The sequence below is a fragment of the Streptomyces sp. NPDC002463 genome (assembly GCF_042889835.1).
In the GTDB taxonomy this organism is placed as follows: domain Bacteria; phylum Actinomycetota; class Actinomycetes; order Streptomycetales; family Streptomycetaceae; genus Streptomyces; species Streptomyces nymphaeiformis.
In genome coordinates this window covers 104,202-123,564 of sequence record NZ_JBIARL010000007.1, presented here as the reverse complement: position 1 = coordinate 123,564, position 19,363 = coordinate 104,202, and the positions used below count along the sequence as shown (strand labels likewise).

Here is a 19,363-nt window from a genome sequence, read left to right as displayed (position 1 = left end):
GGCCGGGGACGATGAGGTGGGGCAGATGAACGCGCCGTACGACGGTGACCGCGGCCAGGGCGCGGGCGGCCCGGCGCCGTCCGGTGGGACGCCCGCGGCGCCTCCCGGTGCCGGCCACCCGCCGGTGCCGCCCCCGCACCAGGGCGCCCCTGCCCCGCAGGGACAGGACCCCTACGCGCAGAACCCGCAGGGGCAGGACCCTTACGCGCAGAACCCGTATGCCCAGGACCCGTACGTCCAGGACGCCTACGCCCACGACCCGTACCAGGCGCAGGACATGGCCGCGCAGGATCCGGTGACCGAGGCGCTGTACGACCGCGCCGCGCACCCGCCGCCCCCGCCCGGCACCTACCAGGACCCGCACGCGCTCTACCAGCAGCCCGCCACGCCGCAGCACGCACCCGACCCCCGGGTGTGGGCACAGACCCCGGCGCCCGAGCCGGACGGTCCCTCGCGCCACCTGCCGTACGGCGACGACGCGCGCACGGTCCAGTTCACCGGGGTCGACGACCTGGTGACCCGGGCCGGCGAGGAGACGCCCGAGCCGGACGCGTTCGCGCACCTCTACCGGGACCAGCAGGCGCCCGGCCAGGTGCCCCAGCCCGCCCCGGAGCCGGACCCGCTGCCCGCGCCCGCCCCGAAGAAGTCCGGCCGTGCCTCCGGGCTGCTCAAGTCGAGCGCGGTGATGGCGGCAGGCACCCTGGTGTCCCGGCTGACCGGCTTCGTCCGCAGCCTGGTGATCACCGGCGCGCTCGGAGCGGCCCTGCTCGGTGACACCTTCACGATCGCCTACACCCTGCCGACGATGATCTACATCCTCACCGTCGGCGGTGGCCTCAACTCGGTCTTCGTCCCCCAGCTCGTCCGCTCGATGAAGAACGACGAGGACGGCGGCGAGGCCTACGCCAACCGCCTGCTCACCCTCGTCATGGTGGCGCTCGGCCTCATCGTGGCCCTGGCCGTCTTCGCGGCGCCGCTGCTGATCCGGCTGATGTCGAACACCATCGCCGACGACGCCGCGGCCAACAGCGTGGCCGTGACCTTCGCCCGTTACTGCCTGCCCACGATCTTCTTCATGGGCGTGCACGTGGTGATGGGCCAGATCCTCAACGCCCGCGGCAAGTTCGGCGCGATGATGTGGACCCCGGTCCTCAACAACATCGTCATGATCGTCACCTTCGGCCTGTTCATCTGGGTCTACGGCACCTCCGCCGAGTCCCACATGGGCGTGCAGACCATCCCGGACGAGGGCATCCGCCTGCTCGGCATCGGCACCCTGCTCGGCCTCGTGGTCCAGGCGCTCGCCATGATCCCGTATCTGCGCGAGACGGGCTTCCGCTTCCGTCCCCGCTTCGACTGGAAGGGCCACGGGCTCGGCAAGACGGTCAAGCTGGCCAAGTGGACCGTGCTCTTCGTCCTCGCCAACCAGGCGGGCGTCCTGGTCGTCACCCAGCTCGCCACCGCCGCCGGTGAGGAGTCCGGTAAGAACGGTGCCGGCTTCCTCGCCTACTCCAACGCCCAGCTGATCTGGGGCATGCCGCAGGCCATCATCACGGTCTCCGTCATGGCCGCGCTGCTGCCGCGGATCTCCCGCGCCGCCCACGACGACGACCCCGGCGCCGTCCGGGACGACATCTCGCAGGGCCTGCGGAACTCGGCCGTCGCGATCGTCCCGGTCGCCTTCGCCTTCCTCGCCCTCGGCGTCCCGATGTGCACCCTGCTCTACGCCTCCAGCGGCATCGAGGCCGCCCAGGGCATGGGCTTCATCCTGATGGCCTTCGGCCTCGGCCTGATCCCGTACTCCGTCCAGTACGTCGTGCTCCGCGGCTTCTACGCCTACGAGGACACCCGGACGCCGTTCTACAACACGGTGATCGTCGCCGCCGTCAACGCGGCCGCCTCGGCGATCTGTTACGTCGTCCTGCCCGCCCAGTGGGCGGTCGTCGGCATGGCCGCCTCGTACGGCCTCGCCTACGCCGTCGGCGTCGGCATCGCCTGGCGCCGGCTAAGCAAGCGTCTGGGCGGCGACCTGGACGGCACCCACGTGCTGCGGACCTACGCGCGGCTCTGCATGGCCTCCGTGCCCGCCGCGATCGTCGCCGGCGCCGTCGGTTTCGGCCTGCTGAAGCTGCTCGGCGAGGGCGCCCTCGGCTCGCTCGTCGCCCTCCTGGTCGGCGGGGCGGCGCTCCTCGGCGTCTTCTTCGTCGCGGCGAAGCGCATGCGGATCGCGGAGCTGAACACCCTGGTCGGTATGGTCCGCGGACGCCTGGGACGCTGAACCGGGTGGTCCCGCACAACCATCGACGGGGGCCGTGTGTCGTGCATAGCGCCGGACTGTGGGCACAATTGGCTTGGCTGTTGGATGTGGCGCAACGGATGGGGAGGCAGGAACGACGGTGGCGGAACGTAGCACGGCTGCCGTCGACGTGGCCGACAACAGCGGTGACGACCCGCTGACCGCCAAGGCGGACACGGCCGCGACCGACGGGGTGGCGGAAGAGCAGAAGACGGCGGAGAAGACCGCCGAGGCCACGGAGAACAAGGCGGTCGAACGACAGAGCGGTGAACAGCCCTCCATCTCGGCACCCGAACTGCACAGCGGCCACAAGCTGGCCAGACGCTACCGGCTGGAGGAGTGCGTCACCCGTCTGGACGGGTTCAGCAGCTGGCGTGCCGTCGACGAGAAGCTGCGCCGCGCGGTCGGGGTCCACCTGCTGCCGGCCGACCACCCCAGAGCCCGGTCGGTCCTTGCAGCGGCCCGCTCCTCGGCCCTCCTCGGCGACCCCCGGTTCGTCCAGGTCCTCGACGCCGTCGAGGAGAACGACCTCGTGTACGTCGTGCACGAGTGGCTGCCGGACTCCACCGAGCTGACCGCGCTGCTCGCGGCCGGCCCCCTGGAGCCCCACGACGCCTACCAGCTCGTCAGCCAGGTCTCCCAGGCGATGGCCGCCGCGCACCGCGAGGGCCTCGCCCACCTCCGGCTCACGCCGAGCGCCGTGCTGCGCAGCTCCACCGGCCAGTACCGGATCCGCGGCCTGGCCGTGAACGCCGCCCTGCGCGGCATCACCGCCGAGCGTCCGCAGCGCACCGACACCGAGGCCATCGGCGCCCTGCTGTACGCCGCGCTCACCCAGCGCTGGCCGTACGACAGCGACGCCTACGGGCTGTCCGGGCTTCCCAAGGGCGTCGGACTGCTGCCTCCGGACCAGGTCCGTGCCGGCGTCCACCGGGGCCTCTCCGAGATCGCCATGCGCGCGCTCGCCAACGACGGGGCCACCGCCTCGCGTCAGGAGCCGCCCTGCACCACTCCGGACGAGCTGGCCAAGGCCGTGGCGGCGATGCCCCGCGTCAAGCCGCCGGAGCCGGAGTTCACCGCCCCGCCCGAGTACCAGCACACGACGTACCAGCAGGGCACCTACGGACGCCCCCAGCCGCGTCCCGCGGTCACCCAGCCGGTCGTCGTCCCGCCGCCCCCGCTGCAGAGCCGCACGGGCAAGGCGCTGAAGTGGGCCGTCTCGGCACTGCTGATCGCCGCCCTCGGCCTCGGCAGCTGGCAGATCGCGGACCGGCTGCTCGCGCCCGACGGCAAGAACCCCGAGCCCCCGGTCACCTCGCCGACCGTCGACGAGAAGCCCGCACCGCCGAAGCCGCTGGCCATCGCAGGGGCCGAGGAGTACGCCCCCGACGGCAGGGCGCAGGACGCGAGTGAGGTCGCCAACACGTACGACAGCGACGCCTCCACGTACTGGCGCACCAGGACCTTCCAGGAGGGTCCCGTCCTCGCTCCCTACAAGCAGGGCGTCGGCATCGTCTACGACCTGGGCAGCGAGCAGAACGTGACCTCGGCCTCCATAGCGCTCCGCTACGGCGGCCCGCAGACCGCGATCACCCTGTACGCGACGGATTCGCTGAGCCCCTCGGGCTCCGTCGACTCGATGAAGCGGATCGCCGCCGTCGAGACCTCGGACTCGACGGCGAAGCCGGAGACGAAGACACCGGTCAAGACGCGCTACGTGCTCCTCTGGCTGACGGCCGCGCCGTACGCGAGCGGTGACCAGTACTTCGGGCCCGGCTACAAGCAGGCCATCACGAACGTGTCCTTCCAGGGGACCGCGGAGTAGACACCACCTCGCCCCACCGATGAGCGCCGAGCCCAGCTCGGCGCTCATTTACTTCCGGGCACGGACCGGATTGAATGCCTGCACGGCTGCCGAGCGAGGAGGGGAACCGTGACGCCTCCGGCTGACGACCCCCGGACGGCGACGGACGAGGAACTCCTCGCCCGCCATGTCGCCGGGGACCCCGACGCCTTCGGTGAGCTCGTGCGGCGGCATCGTGACCGGCTGTGGGCGGTGGCCCTGCGGACGCTGGGAGACCGCGAGGAGGCCGCTGACGCCGTCCAGGACGCCCTGATCTCCGCCTTCCGGGCAGCACACACCTTCCGCGGCCAGTCGGCCGTCACGACCTGGCTCCACCGCATCACGGTGAACGCCTGTCTCGACCGTGCCCGCAAGACCGCCTCCCGCAGGACCGCCCCCGTCGACGACACCGACCGCTTCGAGCAGCTCCTCGACCCCCATGAGTCGGCCGAGGCCCCCGTGGAGCGCCAGGACCTCCACCGTCAGCTGCTCGCCGCACTCGCCTCGATCCCCGAGGACCAGCGCGCCGCCCTCGTCCTCGTCGACATGCAGGGATACCCGGTCGCCGAGGCGGCCCGTATCCTCGGCGTCCCCACCGGGACCGTGAAGAGCCGCTGTGCGCGCGGGCGGGCACGCCTCCTTCCGATGGTCACTCATCTGCGCGCCGACACCGTGGGTAACGAGGCCGCCGAAGGGGGAAGGAACCGGACGCCGGGGACATCCGTCCCACCGGTGCCGGGGACGACGGATACCGGACCGACAGATCCAGCTGCTGTGAAGGGCGGAGGTGGGCGCACGTGACTTCCACGGCCGGCAGGGCCGACACCACACAGCACCCGGACGTCTCGGAGATCTCCGATCTGACCGAGGGGCTGCTTCCGCCGTCCCGTTCGGCGGCCGTACGACGGCATGTGGACGGCTGTGCCCTCTGCGCGGACGTGCGCTCCTCCCTGGAGGAGATCCGGGGCCTCCTCGGGACCCTGCCCGGGCCGCCCCGTATGCCCGCCGAGATCGCCGGGCGGATCGACGCCGCCCTGGCCGCCGAAGCCCTCCTCAACGCCACCTCCCCGGAGAACCCGAAGAGCCCGGAGAACCTGGCGAGCGACTCCCCTGTTTCACGTGAAACACGGCGTTCCTCGGCCGAGAGGATTCCCTCCGGCTCGGCCTCTCCGGTCGCGGACCGCCCTGCCGGGCGCTCCCGGGCCGGCACCGGCCCCGGACGCCCTGGAAAGCCCCGCCGCCGCATCGCGCTGCTCTCCACGGTCGGCGCCGCCTTCGGAGCCGTGGTCCTCGGAACGAGCCTGTATCTCAGCCAGACGGGCAACGTGACCGCAGGCAGCGCGGACCAGGGAGCCAAGAAGGCCGACGCCGTCGCCAGCGCCGCCCTCAACCCCTTCTCCGGTGCACCCGTCGAAGACCGCGTCCACGCCCTCCTCACCGAGGCCCCCGCGCCCAAGACGCCCCAGGGAGTCGGGCCCGAATCGATGTCAGCCCAGACCGGTGGTGAGACGCCCCAGCGCAACAAGGACGGCGCCGTCCCCGGCTGTGTCCTGGCCGGCACGGGCCGCAGCGACGGGGTGCTCGGCTACGAGCGCGGCGAGTACCAGGGAAAGCCCGCCTATCTGCTCGTCCTGACGGATCCGGCGGACACCACCCGGGTCCAGGCCTACGTGCTCGACGCCTCCTGCGCCGAGAAGCCCACGGAGAGCGGAAGCCCGGCCGCCGATCTTCTGCTCAGCCGGACGTATCCACGCTCCTGACCTCGCTTCCTGTCCGAGCACGGTGCCGCGCGGCGGTCTCGGGAATGCACGCCCCTTAGGATCCGTTGGGTGGGGTGAGAGCGACCGACAACCGCCCCCGTAGGCAGTGGCAGTCTGCAGAGACGAGGAAGAAACCCGTGAGCGACGTCCGTAACGTGATCATCATCGGCTCCGGTCCCGCGGGTTACACCGCCGCGCTCTACACGGCCCGAGCGTCGCTGAAGCCCCTGGTCTTCGAAGGTGCCGTCACCGCTGGTGGCGCCCTCATGAACACCACCGAGGTCGAGAACTTCCCCGGTTTCCGTGACGGCATCATGGGCCCGGACCTGATGGACAACATGCGGGCCCAGGCCGAGCGCTTCGGCGCCGAGCTGGTCCCCGACGACGTCATCGCCGTGGACCTGACCGGTGACATCAAGACCGTCACCGACACCGCCGGCACCGTGCACCGCGCGAAGGCCGTGATCGTCACCACCGGCTCCCAGCACCGCAAGCTCGGCCTCCCCAACGAGGACGTGCTCTCCGGCCGCGGTGTCTCCTGGTGCGCCACCTGCGACGGGTTCTTCTTCAAGGACCAGGACATCGCCGTCGTCGGCGGCGGCGACACCGCGATCGAGGAGGCCACCTTCCTCTCGCGCTTCGCCAAGTCCGTCACGATCGTCCACCGCCGGGACACCCTGCGCGCCTCCAAGGCCATGCAGGAGCGTGCCTTCGCCGACCCGAAGATCTCCTTCGCCTGGGACAGCGAGGTCGCCGAGATCCACGGCGACCAGAAGCTCACCGGTCTGACCCTGCGCGACACGAAGACCGGCGAGACCCGCGAGCTCCCCGTCACCGGCCTCTTCATCGCCGTCGGCCACGACCCGCGGACCGAGCTCTTCAAGGGCCAGCTGGACCTGGACGAGGAGGGCTACCTCAAGGTCGCCGCCCCGTCGACGCGCACGAACCTCACGGGTGTCTTCGGCGCCGGTGACGTCGTCGACCACACCTACCGCCAGGCCATCACGGCCGCGGGCACCGGTTGCTCCGCCGCGCTCGACGCCGAGCGCTTCCTGGCCGCCCTCGCCGACAGCGAGAAGCTGGCCGAGACCCCCGCGGTCTGACCCCGTCTCTCCCCACCCCACACCCCGCGAGATAAGGAGGCCGCCGTGGCCGGCGACCTGAGGAACGTGACCGACGCAGACTTCGACGAGGTCGTGCTCAAGAGCGACAAGCCCGTCCTGGTGGACTTCTGGGCTGCCTGGTGCGGCCCGTGCCGTCAGATCGCCCCGTCGCTGGAGGCCATCGCCAAGGAGCACGGCGAGATCGAGGTCGTGAAGCTCAACATCGACGAGAACCCGGGCACGGCCGCCAAGTACGGCGTCATGTCGATCCCGACGCTCAACGTCTACCAGGGCGGCGAGGTCGTGAAGACCATCGTCGGCGCCAAGCCGAAGGCCGCGATCCTCCGCGACCTGGAGGGCTTCGTCGAGCCCACGAAGGCCTGACACCCACCGCATGTTTCACGTGAAACGGCCCGCCCCCTGTGGGGGCGGGCCGTTCTCGTTCTCCGAGGCGTCCGAAGCGTCCGAAGCGTCCGAAGCTAAAGAGGCCGCAGGATCGGCTCTTTCTGCACGGCGCCGAGCAGACGATCCAGAGCCATTTCGACGTCCTCCTTCCAGGAGAGCGTCGTCCTGAGCTCCAGCCTCAGCCGGGGGAAGGCATGGTGCGGGCGGACGGTCTTGAAGCCCACCGCGAGGAGATGCTCGGCCGGCAGCACACAGGCCGGCTCCTTCCACCGGGCGTCTCCGAACGCCTCGATCGCCTTGAAGCCCCGCCGCATCACGTCTTTGGCCACGGTCTGCACCATCACCCGCCCCAGGCCCTGCCCCTGATAGCCCGGCATGATCCACGCCGTCATCAACTGGACGGCGTCCGCCGCCACGGGGCTCGTCGGGAAGGCCGTCGAACGCGGCACATAGGCCGGGGGAGCGTAGAGGACGTAACCGACCGGTACCTCGTCGACGTAGACCACCCGGCCGCAGGAACCCCACTCCAGGAGAACGGCCGAGATCCAGGACTCCTTCTCCAGCTCCGGGCGACCCGCCTTCACCGCCGCCTCACCGCTCACCGGGTCGAGCTCCCAGAACACACAGGAGCGACACCGCTTGGGCAGATCCGGAAGGTTGTCCAACGTGAGCGGTACGAGCCGACGCCCCACGGCAGCTCCTCGTTTCCCTTGCCATCGAGCACGGATACGCCTCTCGGAATCGTATCGATCGGGCGATCGGGGCGATACCGCGCACAGGCAAAGGGCGGGCCGTGTTCCGGTGAAGACCGGAACACGGCCCGCCCTTTGCGGCCTCAGCGAGCGGGACGAGGGATCAGCCCTCGACGACCTGCTCGGCGTTCCTGCGGTCCATGACCCGCCCCTCGCCGGGGGCCAGGGTCGTGAGGATCCGCTCCAGATCGTCCATCGAGGCGAACTCGACGACGATCTTGCCCTTCTTCTGCCCCAGGTCGACCTTCACCCGCGTCTCGAAGCGGTCCGAGAGCCGGGAAGCGAGGTCCGTGAGCGCGGGCGAGACCCGGGCACCGGCACGCGGGCCCTTCGGCTTGGCCGCCGACACGGGCTCCTCGGAGCCCATGAGGCTCACGATCTCCTCGACGCTGCGCACCGAGAGGCCCTCGGAGACGATCCGGTACGCCAGCTTGTCCTGGGCGTCCGGATCCTCCACACCGAGCAGGGCCCGGGCATGGCCGGCGGAGAGCACTCCGGCGGCGACCCGCCGCTGCACCGGAAGGGAGAGCTTCAGCAGACGCAACGTGTTGGAGATCTGCGGGCGGGACCGCCCGATCCGCTCCGCGAGCTGGTCGTGCGTGCAGCCGAAGTCCTTCAGCAGCTGCTCGTAGGCGTGGGCCTCCTCGATCGCGTTCAGCTGGGCCCGGTGGAGGTTCTCCAGGAGCGCGTCCAGGAGCATCTTCTCGTCGTCGGTGTCCCGGACGATCGCCGGGATTCGCTCCAGGCCGGCCGCCGTCGAAGCCCGCAGACGACGCTCACCCATGACGAGCTCGTAGCGGTCGGCCTCGATCTTGCGCACGACCACGGGCTGGAGCAGACCGACCTCCTTGATGGAGGTGACGAGCTCCGCCAGCGCGTCCTCGTCGAAGACCTCACGGGGCTGGTGCCGGTTGGGAACGATCGCGTCGATCGGCAGCTCGGTGAAGTAGGCCCCGGCCGGAGGCTCCGGCAGCGCCACCGGCGCGGGCTCGTTCCACGTCGGGCTCGACTCCGGGGCCTGCGGGCTCTGCGGCAGCGTCGCCAGCTTCGCGGCGGCCACCCCTCGCTCCACGGGCCGTTCCTGGGGAGCAGCAGGGATCAGCGCACCGAGTCCACGCCCCAACCCCCTACGTCGCTCACTCACTGGATCCCCTCCGACATGCTGCGCTGGTTGTTCTGGTGCCCGACATGGGCGTGCTGCGGGTCGTAGTGCACGGCGGCCCCCCGCAGGGCGATCTCACGGGCCGCTTCGAGATATGACAGGGCGCCGCTGGAGCCCGGGTCGTAGGTGAGGACCGTCTGCCCGTAGCTCGGTGCCTCCGAGATGCGGACGGACCGCGGAATGCTGGTCCGGAGCACCTCCTCGGCGAAGTGGCTGCGCACCTCGTCGGCGACCTGGGAGGCGAGCCTCGTCCTGCCGTCGTACATGGTGAGCAGAATCGTCGAGACGTGGAGCCCCGGGTTGAGGTGCCCTCGCACCAGCTCGACGTTCCGCAGAAGCTGACCGAGTCCCTCCAGTGCGTAGTACTCGCACTGGATCGGGATCAGGACCTCCGCGCCCGCCACCATGGCGTTGACCGTGAGGAGGCCGAGCGAGGGCGGGCAGTCGATCAGGATGTAGTCCAGCGGCTGCTCATAGGCCTGGATCGCCCGCTGCAGGCGGCTCTCACGCGCCACCAGGGACACCAGCTCGATCTCCGCACCGGCGAGATCGATGGTGGCGGGGGCACAGAAGAGGCCCTCGACGTCCATGACCGGCTGCACCACATCGGAGAGCGGCTTGCTGTCCACCAGGACGTCGTAGATCGAGGGGACCTCGGCGTGGTGGTCGATGCCGAGTGCCGTGGAGGCGTTGCCCTGCGGGTCCAGGTCGATGACCAGGACACGAGCGCCGTGCAGCGCCAGGGAGGCGGCAAGGTTGACCGTCGTGGTCGTCTTGCCCACGCCGCCCTTCTGGTTGGCGACCACCATGACGCGCGTCTGGGCCGGGCGGGGAAGTCCCTCACCGGCACGACCCAGCGCCTCTACTGCCAGCTGGGCAGCACGACCGATGGGGGTGTCGTCCATCGGGGGCGGTGTTTCACGTGAAACATCCTCCCCCACCGATTCGGTTCGGGGACCGGGGACCGGATCGGTCATCGGTCCCGCGATGTTGGCGTCGGACCGCAAGGATTCACTCTCCTCGGCTTCAGGCTCGCGATGAGGAGAGCCTGCCATGCTTTCGGGGTCGTGAACCAGCGAGGTAGGTGGTTCTGTGGGTGAATCCACCTCTGTGGACAACTCCGTAACCCTCACGGGTGGCTTCACACGGGGCATACGGTCCCGGGGCGTGGCAGCCGCGCGACCGCGGCTGATGATCCCCTGCAGCAGGGAGCGACGTTTCACGTGAAACACGATGCCCCTGCCGCCCGGCCGGGACCGTTCGACACTCCGAAATGGTACGTATGCGACGCTCAGCGGCGCCGGCGGGTCTTGCTCGTCCGGGCGGCCTTGGCCCGCTTGGCCGCGAACCGCACACCGCCGGGGCTCTCGCCGCACTCCACCCGCACGACCGTGGACAGCGGGTCGACGATGCCCTCGCCCACCTGAAGCACCGAGGTCTCCACCACACCGAGCCGGGAGAGCGCGGCGCGAGCGCCGTCGATCTCCTCCTGCGCGGTATCGCCCTTGAGCGCCAGCATCTCTCCGTACGGACGCAGCAGGGGAACGCCCCAGCCGGCCAGCCGGTCGAGCGGAGCCACCGCGCGGGCGGTCACCACGTGCACCGGCGTGATCTTGCCGAGCATCTCCTCCGCGCGCCCGCGGACCACGGTGACGTGGTCGAGGCCGAGCAGCTCGACGACCTCCTGGAGGAAGTTCGTCCGGCGCAGGAGCGGCTCCAGGAGCGTGATCTTCAGGTCGGGCCGGACCAGGGCCAGGGGGATGCCGGGCAGACCGGCTCCCGAGCCCACGTCGCAGACCGTGACGCCCTCGGGGACAACCTCACCGAGGACGGCGCAGTTCAGCAGGTGGCGCTCCCACAGGCGCGGGACCTCGCGCGGGCCGATCAGGCCGCGCTTCACACCCGCGTCCGCGAGCAGCTCCGCGTACCGCACGGCCTCCGGGAAGTACTCACCGAAGACTGTCCGCGCCTGCTCCGGCGCCTCGGGGAGCTCCGCTGCCTCCGTCACGGGAACCGTCCTTCCGTACCGCACGCCTCGCGTGCGAGCGCACTGTGGTGGCTGACTATCAAGGCTGACAAAGATCGGCCCCGCCTGCGAACAGACGGGGCCGACACTACGTGAGGGGTCAGGCCGGGAGCACGACGACGAAGCGCTGCGGCTCCTCGCCCTCGGACTCGCTGCGCAGACCGGCGGCGGCGATCGCGTCGTGCACGACCTTGCGCTCGAACGGCGTCATCGGGTCCAGCTTGACCGGCTGGCCGGTGGACTTCACCTCGGCCGCGGCCTTGGCACCCAGCTCGGCGAGCTCGGCGCGCTTCTTGGCCCGGAAGCCGGCGATGTCGAGCATCAGGCGGCTGCGGTCACCGGTCTCGCGGTGCACGGCGAGACGGGTCAGCTCCTGGAGGGCCTCCAGGACCTCGCCATCGCGGCCCACGAGCTTCTGCAGGTCGCGGCTGCTGGAGTCGCTGATGATCGAGACCGCGGCCCGGTCCGCCTCGACGTCCATGTCGATGTCGCCGTCGAGGTCGGCGATGTCGAGCAGGCCCTCGAGGTAGTCGGCCGCGATCTCACCCTCCTGCTCCAGGCGGGTCAGGGTGTCGCCACCCTCGGCGGCGGCGGAGGTGGTGCCTTCCGTCACGGATGGACTCCTTCTTGCTTCGTGGAGGCTTACTTCTTGGAGGACGGGTGCTTGGGCCGCTGCTGGCCCTTGCGCTGACCCTGGCCGGACTTGCCCTGACGGGAGCCACCGGAGTTGGCACGGCTGCCGCGCTGGGGCTTGTCGCCCTGCGCCTGACCCTTGGCCTCGGTCGTGGCCGAATCCTGGGGCTTCTTCTCGAGCGAGGTGGTCGCCTCGTCGGCGGCCGGCTCGGAGCCTTCCTCGGAGTCCTTCGCCACGGGCTGCTGGGCTCCGGAGGACTGGCGCTGGGCCTTGGTCTGGCGCTTGGGCTGCTGGCGCCTGGCGGCGGCACCGCCCTCGGCCTCGGCCACGAGCGTGTCGCTCTTGATCACGGTGCCGTCCGCCTGGGCGGCGAAGCCGGCCTTGGACAGGCCCACGAAGAAGCGGCGCTCGTTCTCGTTGCGGTCGCTGCCCTTGGCGACGATGACCTTGACGATGTTCTTCCGACGGCGGCCCTTGACCTCACCGCTGTGCGTGACGCTCTTCAGCAGGCGCTGGAGGTAGGCGTCCTGGGCCTTGGACCCCGGGGTCGGGTTCTGGTTGATCACGTACATCTGCTGGCCCATGGTCCACACGTTGGTGGTCAGCCAGTAGACGAGGACACCGACGGGGAAGTTGATGCCCATGCCGGCGAAGATCAGCGGGAAGATGTACATGAGCATCTTCTGCTGCTGCATGTACGGGGTCTTCACCGAGAGGTCGACGTTCTTCATCATCAGCTGGCGCTGGGTGAAGAACTGCGAGGCCGACATCATCACGATCATGATCGCGGTGACGATGCGGACGTCGGTCAGCGAGGCACCGAGCGAAGCGACCTTCTCGGCGCTGTCCGTGAACTTCGCGGCGAGCGGCGCACCGAAGATGTGGGCCTGACGGGCGCTGGCCAGCAGGTCCTCGTTGATGACGCCGATCGTCTGGCCGTTGGCGATGCTGGAGAGCACGCGGTACAGGGCGAAGAAGAACGGCGACTGCGCCAGGATGGGAAGGCACGAGGAGAGCGGGTTGGTACCCGTCTCCTTGTACAGCTTCATCATCTCTTCGGACTGGCGCTGCTTGTCGCTCTTGTAGCGCTCCTGGATCGCCTTCATCTTCGGCTGGAGCGCCTGCATGTTCCGCGTCGACTTGATCTGCTTCACGAAAAGCGGGATCAGACAGATACGGATCAGCACCACCAGGGACACGATGGACAGTCCCCAGGCCCAGCCCGTGTCGGGACCGAAGATCGCCCCGTACATCGAATGGAACTGGACGATCACCCAGGAGACGGGTGTGGTGATGAAGCTGAACAGACTGGCAATCGTGTCCACTAATCAGGCTCCTTGAGCATTGGGCGAGGTCTCGGCGGCCGGGCTCGTCTCGGCGGGGGACCCGCCCTTGTCGCCGCGCAGCGCGTTCCGCAGCATCTCGTGCCAGCGGGGGCGCTTGCGCGGGGGGACGTGATCCACTCCGCCGGGCGACCACGGGTTGCACCGCAGGATCCGCCAGGCGGTCAGGGCCGTGCCCTTGATCGCGCCATGCCGGTCGATGGCCGTGAATCCGTAGTGGGAACACGACGGGTAGTACCGGCAGACGGGGCCCAGAAGAGGGCTGATCGTCCACTGGTACAGCTTGATGAGAGCCAGCAGCGGGTACTTCATCGCGCGCCCCCTCCCAGCAGCCGCTGGAGAGCGGCGTCCAGGTCTCGGGCCAGCTGTGCGTGGTCGGCGTCGCCGGCTCCGGGCAACGCCCGTACGACCACCAGGCTACCGGGAGGCAGCGCGGCAATGCGGTCGCGGACGAGATGGCGCAGACGTCGCTTCACCTGGTTGCGTACGACCGCACCGCCCACGGCCTTGCTCACGACGAAACCCGCACGCGTCGGGGGAGCGCTCTCCCCAGGCGCGTGCGGGTTCGATGCACCGCTGCGTAGGTGGACGACGAGGAGCGGGCGACCGGCCCGGCGACCTCGGCGTACCGCGGTTGCGAAGTCCTCGCGCCGCCTCAGCCGATTCTCGGTAGGCAGCACGTCATGACCTGATTAAGCGGATCAGGCGGACAGCGCCGAGCGACCCTTGGAACGGCGGTTCGCAAGGATGGCGCGACCGGCACGCGTACGCATGCGCAGGCGGAAGCCGTGGGTCTTCGCGCGACGACGGTTGTTCGGCTGGAAGGTGCGCTTGCTCACTCGGGGGCTCCAGAAATGATTCGTAGATGGCGGGACATCGCCTGGCTGTCACCGTGCGCCCACGAGTAGCTCGCAATACGCCCGAGTGCACCGCTACACGATCACTGACCGTGATCTTTGCCCATCGGAGGCAGGCGGCAGCAGCCATCGACAACTCGACCTGGGTACGGTACGCGCGGCTACGCCATCCGGTCAAACCGACCTGTCGCCACCCCCCATTGTGCCCTGTCGTCGTCCCCCATTGTGCACAGGCTGTGGACAACAACTTGAACCACGTCATCCGCCCCGACTACCGTGGACGGTCTCCACAATCTTTTCCGTTCTGTCCTCACCTGTCCCGGGCGGACCCGTCCTCACGGACTTCGACCCACTGTCCCCGAGAACCACACCATCGTGGGACCTGCGAGAAAGCGTGCCCTGTGGCTGACGTACCTGCCGATCTTGCCGCAGTGTGGCCACGCGTCCTCGAGCAGCTACTCGCCGAGGGCCAGCAGGGCATCGAGCCCAAGGACAAGCAGTGGATCGAGCGCTGCCAGCCGCTCGCCCTGGTCGCCGACACCGCTCTCCTCGCCGTGCCCAACGAGTGGGGGAAACGGGTCCTGGAGGGCCGGCTCGCTCCGCTGATCAGCGAGACCCTGAGCCGTGAGTGCGGCCGGCCGATCCGGATCGCGATCACCGTCGACGACTCCGTCGGCGAGCCGACGCCGCCGGCGCCCCCGGTGCAGCAGCCGCAGCAGCCCCGCTACGACGAGCGCGCGCAGCCCGAGCCGTACGAGAAGTACGACGGTTACGGCCACCGGCCGATGCCCGACGACGGGCTGCCCACCGCGCGCCCCGCCTATCCGGACTACCAGCAGCAGCGGCCCGAGCCCGGTGCCTGGCCGCGCACCCAGGAGGACCTCTCCTGGCAGCAGCCGCGGCTCGGCGGCTACCAGGAGCGCGCCCCGTACACCGGCCCCAGCAGCCCGACCGGACCCGAGCAGTCCCGGGGGACCCGCTACGACGAGCCGACCCGCGGCTACGAGCAGCAGCGGCCCGAGCGCGCCGAACTGCCCGACCCGCAGAACCACGGTCCCCGTCCCGGCCCCCGCCCCGGCGGTCCGGTGCCCGGGCCCGGCGGCGTGCCGGGCGGCGGTCACGGCTCCTCGTCCGCCGGGCAGGGCGCCGGCGGCCCGAACGAGCAGCACGCGCGCCTGAACCCCAAGTACCTCTTCGACACCTTCGTCATCGGTTCCTCGAACCGGTTCGCGCACGCGGCCGCCGTCGCGGTCGCCGAGGCGCCGGCGAAGGCGTACAACCCGCTCTTCATCTACGGGGAGTCGGGCCTCGGCAAGACCCACCTGCTGCACGCGATCGGGCACTACGCGCGGAGCCTCTACCCGGGCACGCGCGTGCGGTACGTGAGCTCCGAGGAGTTCACCAACGAGTTCATCAACTCGATCCGCGACGGCAAGGGCGACGCGTTCCGCAAGCGCTACCGCGATGTGGACATCCTGCTGGTCGACGACATCCAGTTCCTGGCGAGCAAGGAGTCGACGCAGGAGGAGTTCTTCCACACCTTCAACACGCTCCACAACGCCAACAAGCAGATCGTGCTGTCCTCGGACCGGCCGCCCAAGCAGCTGGTGACCCTGGAGGACCGGCTCCGCAACCGCTTCGAGTGGGGCCTCACCACCGATGTGCAGCCGCCGGAGCTGGAGACGCGCATCGCGATCCTCCGCAAGAAGGCGGTGCAGGAGCAGCTCAACGCCCCGCCGGAGGTACTGGAGTTCATCGCCTCCCGGATCTCGCGGAACATCCGTGAGCTGGAGGGCGCGCTGATCCGGGTGACGGCCTTCGCGAGCCTCAACCGGCAGCCGGTGGACCTCGGACTGACCGAGATCGTCCTCAAGGACCTGATCCCCGGGGGCGAGGACAGCTCGCCGGAGATCACCGCTCCCGCCATCATGGCGGCCACGGCCGACTACTTCGGTCTGACGGTGGAGGACCTCTGCGGATCCTCGCGCAGCCGCGTCCTGGTGACGGCCCGGCAGATCGCCATGTACCTGTGCCGTGAGCTCACGGACCTGTCGCTGCCGAAGATCGGCGCGCAGTTCGGCGGCCGCGACCACACGACGGTGATGCACGCGGACCGGAAGATCCGTGCCCTGATGGCGGAGCGGCGCTCCATCTACAACCAGGTCACCGAGCTCACCAACCGCATCAAGAACGGCTGACACAGGCCTCCAGGACCACTCCACGGCCTCTCGAAGGGCGCTCCGGGACACCTCCCGGGGCGCCCTTCGGCGTTCCCCGCCGTCCTCGGCCGTCCCCGACCGCCCCTGCCGTGTTCGATTACTTCGTTCCGGTGGCAGGTTCTCCACAGATTGGGGGATGATCTCCCGTCCACAGGGTGGGGACTGGCGAGTTATCCGGATCGTGTCCACAGGTAGGCCTGATGACAGATCATCACCCCAGGTCAGACCCTTGTGGAATTGTTGGCAAACGCCATCCACAGCCTGTGGATGAATCTTTCGTCCACAGGGGGCTCTGAAGGTTGTCCACCGGCTGCCCACAGGGAGAGGTCGGTTGCCCACAGCTTCTCCACACCGCTGTCCACTGTTCGGCAACGAAACACCCCCTCTCACCAGCCCGAGTGAAAGCCGTCACACCAAGGGAGACGTTTGGGCTGTGGGGAACCTGGGGAAAGCTGGGGACAGCGCTGGGGAGAACTCCCCATGGCCTGTGTACCGGCTGTGCAGAACTTTCGGGTGTCCACAGAACCCCTCGGTTGTCCACGGGTTCCACCCACAGGACCAGTGGACAAAAAACTGGACCTGACCTGCGAAAACGACGTTATCCACGGTTTCCACAGGCCCTACTACTACTCCCACATAGAGTTAGCCCGGAATTCGCTTCGAAGTGGGACCTGTGCACAACTCGGCGCCGGAGCCTCGACGCGCTCTCGTCTCGACTTGACCCCGAGCAGCACCGAGTGTCGGTGGCGTACGTCAGACTGGTTCCCGCAGTCGACGAAGAGCCAGCAACAAGCAGGAGGCGGTTCCGGTGAAGATCCGGGTGGAGCGCGACGTACTTGCCGAGGCGGTGGCCTGGGTGGCCCGCAGCCTCCCGGCCCGTCCGCCGGCGCCCGTGCTCGCGGGCCTTCTCCTGAAGGCCGAGGACGGCGCGCTGAGCTTCTCGAGCTTCGACTACGAGGTCTCGGCGCGGGTCTCCGTCGAGGCCGAGGTGGAGGAGGACGGCACCGTCCTCGTCTCCGGCCGGCTGCTCGCCGACATCTGCCGCGCCCTCCCCAACCGTCCGGTGGAGATCTCCACAGACGGTGTACGGGCGACCGTGGTCTGCGGCTCCTCCCGCTTCACCCTCCACACCCTGCCTGTGGAGGAGTACCCGGCGCTGCCGGAGATGCCCACCGCGACGGGCACCGTCCCCGGTGAGGTCTTCGCCTCCGCCGCCGCGCAGGTGGCCATCGCCGCCGGCCGTGACGACACGCTGCCCGTCCTCACCGGTGTGCGCATCGAGATCGAGGGCGACACGGTCACCCTGGCCTCCACCGACCGCTACCGCTTCGCGGTCCGCGAGTTCCTGTGGAAGCCGGAGTCCCCGGACGCCTCCGCGGTCGCCCTGGTGCCCGCGAAGACCCTCCTGGACACCGCCAAGGCGCTCACCAGCGGCGACACGGTGACCCTGGCGCTCTCCGGCTCCGGCAAGGGCGAGGGCCTCATCGGCTTCGAGGGCGCGGGCCGCCGCACCACCACCCGCCTCCTGGAGGGCGACCTCCCGAAGTACCGGACGCTCTTCCCCACCGAGTTCAACTCGGTCGCGGTGATCGAGACCGCCCCCTTCGTGGAGGCCGTGAAGCGTGTGGCCCTGGTGGCCGAGCGCAACACCCCGGTCCGGCTCAGCTTCGAGCAGGGCGTGCTGATCCTGGAGGCCGGCTCCAGCGACGATGCACAGGCTGTGGAGCGTGTGGACGCGCAGCTGGACGGCGACGACATCTCGATCGCCTTCAACCCGACCTTCCTGCTCGACGGCCTGAGCGCCATCGACTCCCCGGTCGCCCAGCTCTCCTTCACGACCTCCACGAAGCCGGCGCTGCTGAGCGGCAAGCCCGCCCTCGACGCCGAGGCGGACGAGGCCTACAAGTACCTGATCATGCCGGTGCGGCTGTCCGGCTGAGGCCCGTCGTCGGGGTCGTCGCCTGAGCGGCTGACCCCACAGGTGTGCACCGGGGTCCGGGCGTAGGCTCGGACCCGGGTACACCGCACACGACGCTTAAGGAATCTCTGATGGAGCTCGGTCTCGTCGGTCTCGGCAAGATGGGCGGCAACATGCGTGAGCGCATCCGCCGCGCAGGCCACACCGTCATCGGATACGACCGCAACCCGGACCTCGCCGATGTCCACAGCCTCGAAGAGCTTGTGGGCAAGCTCAAGGGTCCGCGCGTCGTGTGGGTCATGGTCCCGGCCGGTGCCGCGACCCAGTCCACCATCGACGAGCTGGCGCAGCTGCTCTCCCCCGGCGACATCGTCGTGGACGGCGGGAACTCGCGCTGGACGGACGACGAGAAGCACGCCGAGGAGCTCGCCGCCAAGGGCATCGGCTTCGTCGACTGCGGCGTCTCCGGCGGCGTCTGGGGCCTGGAGAACGGCTACGCGCTGATGTACGGCGGCTCCGCCGAGGACGTGGCGAAGGTCCAGCCGATCTTCGACGCGCTCAAGCCCGAGGGCGAGTTCGGCTCGGTCCACGCGGGCAAGGTCGGCGCCGGCCACTTCGCGAAGATGGTCCACAACGGCATCGAGTACGCGATGATGCAGGCCTACGCCGAGGGCTGGGAGCTCCTGGAGAAGGTCGACTCCGTCACCGACGTGCGCGAGGTCTTCCGCTCCTGGCAGGAGGGCACGGTCATCCGTTCCTGGCTGCTCGACCTCGCGGTGAACGCACTGGACGAGGACGAGCACCTGGACAAGCTGCGGGGCTACGCGTCGGACTCCGGCGAGGGCCGGTGGACGGTCGAGGCCGCCATCGACAACGCCGTCCCGCTGCCGGCGATCACCGCGTCGCTGTTCGCGCGGTTCGCCTCCCGTCAGGACGACTCCCCGCAGATGAAGATGATCGCCGCGCTGCGCAACCAGTTCGGTGGCCACGCGGTCGAGACGAAGAAGTAATCCACAGGCTGTGCACCCCTCGGTGCACAGCCGCC

At 69.6% G+C, this 19,363-nt stretch carries 18 protein-coding genes; 9 read left to right on the top strand and 9 right to left on the bottom strand.

Translation table 11 applies throughout. The annotated features are described in order from the left end of the window. Positions 1 to 25: 25 nt before the first annotated feature. The 6 genes from murJ to trxA all read left to right on the top strand — a co-directional run bounded on the left by murJ (position 26) and on the right by trxA (position 7,386). Positions 26 to 2,278: a murein biosynthesis integral membrane protein MurJ gene (gene murJ, locus ACFYX3_RS16305; RefSeq protein WP_376583546.1), complete on the top strand. Its 2,253-nt coding sequence runs from the start codon at positions 26 to 28 to the stop codon at positions 2,276 to 2,278. 118 nt (positions 2,279 to 2,396) lie between these two features. After that, positions 2,397 to 4,121, top strand: coding sequence for a protein kinase family protein (locus tag ACFYX3_RS16300; protein WP_389013462.1), 1,725 nt, complete (start codon positions 2,397 to 2,399; stop codon positions 4,119 to 4,121). Between the two features lie 108 nt (positions 4,122 to 4,229). Then, positions 4,230 to 4,940 carry an RNA polymerase sigma factor SigM gene (gene sigM, locus ACFYX3_RS16295; RefSeq protein WP_376583543.1) on the top strand — a complete coding sequence of 237 codons (711 nt, stop codon included), beginning with the start codon at positions 4,230 to 4,232 and terminating at the stop codon, positions 4,938 to 4,940. After that, a complete protein-coding gene (locus ACFYX3_RS16290) occupies positions 4,937 to 5,899 on the top strand; it encodes a hypothetical protein (RefSeq protein ID WP_389013458.1) in 963 nt (320 codons plus the stop codon). Before sigM ends, ACFYX3_RS16290 begins: the two co-directional genes overlap by 4 nt. A gap of 137 nt (positions 5,900 to 6,036) precedes the next feature. Further along, positions 6,037 to 7,002, top strand: coding sequence for a thioredoxin-disulfide reductase (trxB, locus tag ACFYX3_RS16285; protein WP_116159980.1), 966 nt, complete (start codon positions 6,037 to 6,039; stop codon positions 7,000 to 7,002). Between the two features lie 45 nt (positions 7,003 to 7,047). Beyond that, positions 7,048 to 7,386, top strand: a complete 339-nt coding sequence (trxA, locus tag ACFYX3_RS16280; RefSeq protein WP_376583540.1) for a thioredoxin — start codon at positions 7,048 to 7,050, stop codon at positions 7,384 to 7,386. 95 nt (positions 7,387 to 7,481) lie between these two features. Here the strand turns inward: trxA and ACFYX3_RS16275 are convergent, their stop codons facing one another. The 9 genes from ACFYX3_RS16275 to rpmH all read right to left on the bottom strand — a co-directional run bounded on the left by ACFYX3_RS16275 (position 7,482) and on the right by rpmH (position 14,163). Continuing rightward, a complete protein-coding gene (locus ACFYX3_RS16275; protein WP_376583539.1) occupies positions 7,482 to 8,099 on the bottom strand; it encodes a GNAT family N-acetyltransferase in 618 nt (205 codons plus the stop codon). 163 nt (positions 8,100 to 8,262) lie between these two features. Then, positions 8,263 to 9,303, bottom strand: a complete 1,041-nt coding sequence (locus tag ACFYX3_RS16270; protein WP_389013453.1) for a ParB/RepB/Spo0J family partition protein — start codon at positions 9,301 to 9,303, stop codon at positions 8,263 to 8,265. Beyond that, positions 9,300 to 10,376 (bottom strand): ParA family protein, encoded by a 1,077-nt coding sequence (locus ACFYX3_RS16265; RefSeq protein WP_184931124.1) that lies wholly within the window; start codon positions 10,374 to 10,376, stop codon positions 9,300 to 9,302. The genes ACFYX3_RS16270 and ACFYX3_RS16265 overlap by 4 nt, the downstream gene beginning before the upstream one ends. 236 nt (positions 10,377 to 10,612) lie before the next feature. Next, entirely contained in the window at positions 10,613 to 11,329 is a 717-nt protein-coding gene (gene rsmG / locus ACFYX3_RS16260; protein ID WP_376583534.1) for a 16S rRNA (guanine(527)-N(7))-methyltransferase RsmG, read from the bottom strand. 118 nt (positions 11,330 to 11,447) lie between these two features. Continuing rightward, positions 11,448 to 11,960, bottom strand: a complete 513-nt coding sequence (locus tag ACFYX3_RS16255; protein WP_030685783.1) for a R3H domain-containing nucleic acid-binding protein — start codon at positions 11,958 to 11,960, stop codon at positions 11,448 to 11,450. A 29-nt stretch (positions 11,961 to 11,989) separates the two neighbouring features. Then, positions 11,990 to 13,306: a membrane protein insertase YidC gene (gene yidC, locus ACFYX3_RS16250; protein ID WP_389013448.1), complete on the bottom strand. Its 1,317-nt coding sequence runs from the start codon at positions 13,304 to 13,306 to the stop codon at positions 11,990 to 11,992. 3 nt (positions 13,307 to 13,309) lie between these two features. Further along, on the bottom strand, positions 13,310 to 13,636 hold the full coding sequence (yidD, locus tag ACFYX3_RS16245) for a membrane protein insertion efficiency factor YidD (protein WP_352018112.1): 327 nt from the start codon (positions 13,634 to 13,636) through the stop codon (positions 13,310 to 13,312). After that, positions 13,633 to 14,004 carry a ribonuclease P protein component gene (gene rnpA, locus ACFYX3_RS16240; protein WP_376583527.1) on the bottom strand — a complete coding sequence of 124 codons (372 nt, stop codon included), beginning with the start codon at positions 14,002 to 14,004 and terminating at the stop codon, positions 13,633 to 13,635. The genes yidD and rnpA overlap by 4 nt, the downstream gene beginning before the upstream one ends. Before the next feature lie 21 nt (positions 14,005 to 14,025). Continuing rightward, complete coding sequence (rpmH, locus tag ACFYX3_RS16235) at positions 14,026 to 14,163, bottom strand: 50S ribosomal protein L34 (RefSeq protein WP_007265229.1); 138 nt, start codon at positions 14,161 to 14,163, stop codon at positions 14,026 to 14,028. 419 nt (positions 14,164 to 14,582) lie between these two features. On the opposite strand from rpmH, the gene dnaA reads away from it, so the two are divergent. The 3 genes from dnaA to gnd all read left to right on the top strand — a co-directional run bounded on the left by dnaA (position 14,583) and on the right by gnd (position 19,328). Beyond that, positions 14,583 to 16,379, top strand: coding sequence for a chromosomal replication initiator protein DnaA (dnaA, locus tag ACFYX3_RS16230; protein ID WP_389013443.1), 1,797 nt, complete (start codon positions 14,583 to 14,585; stop codon positions 16,377 to 16,379). 829 nt (positions 16,380 to 17,208) lie between these two features. After that, a complete protein-coding gene (gene dnaN, locus ACFYX3_RS16225) occupies positions 17,209 to 18,339 on the top strand; it encodes a DNA polymerase III subunit beta (protein ID WP_041130169.1) in 1,131 nt (376 codons plus the stop codon). A 110-nt stretch (positions 18,340 to 18,449) separates the two neighbouring features. Next, positions 18,450 to 19,328 (top strand): phosphogluconate dehydrogenase (NAD(+)-dependent, decarboxylating), encoded by an 879-nt coding sequence (gene gnd, locus ACFYX3_RS16220; RefSeq protein ID WP_116159990.1) that lies wholly within the window; start codon positions 18,450 to 18,452, stop codon positions 19,326 to 19,328. Positions 19,329 to 19,363: the final 35 nt, after the last annotated feature.

Excerpts from the sequence above, each read along its gene's own strand:
- murJ (WP_376583546.1), top strand. The coding sequence starts at position 26 with ATGAACGCGCCGTACGACGGTGACCGCGGCCAGGGCGCGGGCGGCCCG.
- ACFYX3_RS16265 (WP_184931124.1), bottom strand. The coding sequence starts at position 10,376 with ATGGCAGGCTCTCCTCATCGCGAGCCTGAAGCCGAGGAGAGTGAATCC.
- yidD (WP_352018112.1), bottom strand. The coding sequence starts at position 13,636 with ATGAAGTACCCGCTGCTGGCTCTCATCAAGCTGTACCAGTGGACGATC.
- gnd (WP_116159990.1), top strand. The coding sequence starts at position 18,450 with ATGGAGCTCGGTCTCGTCGGTCTCGGCAAGATGGGCGGCAACATGCGT.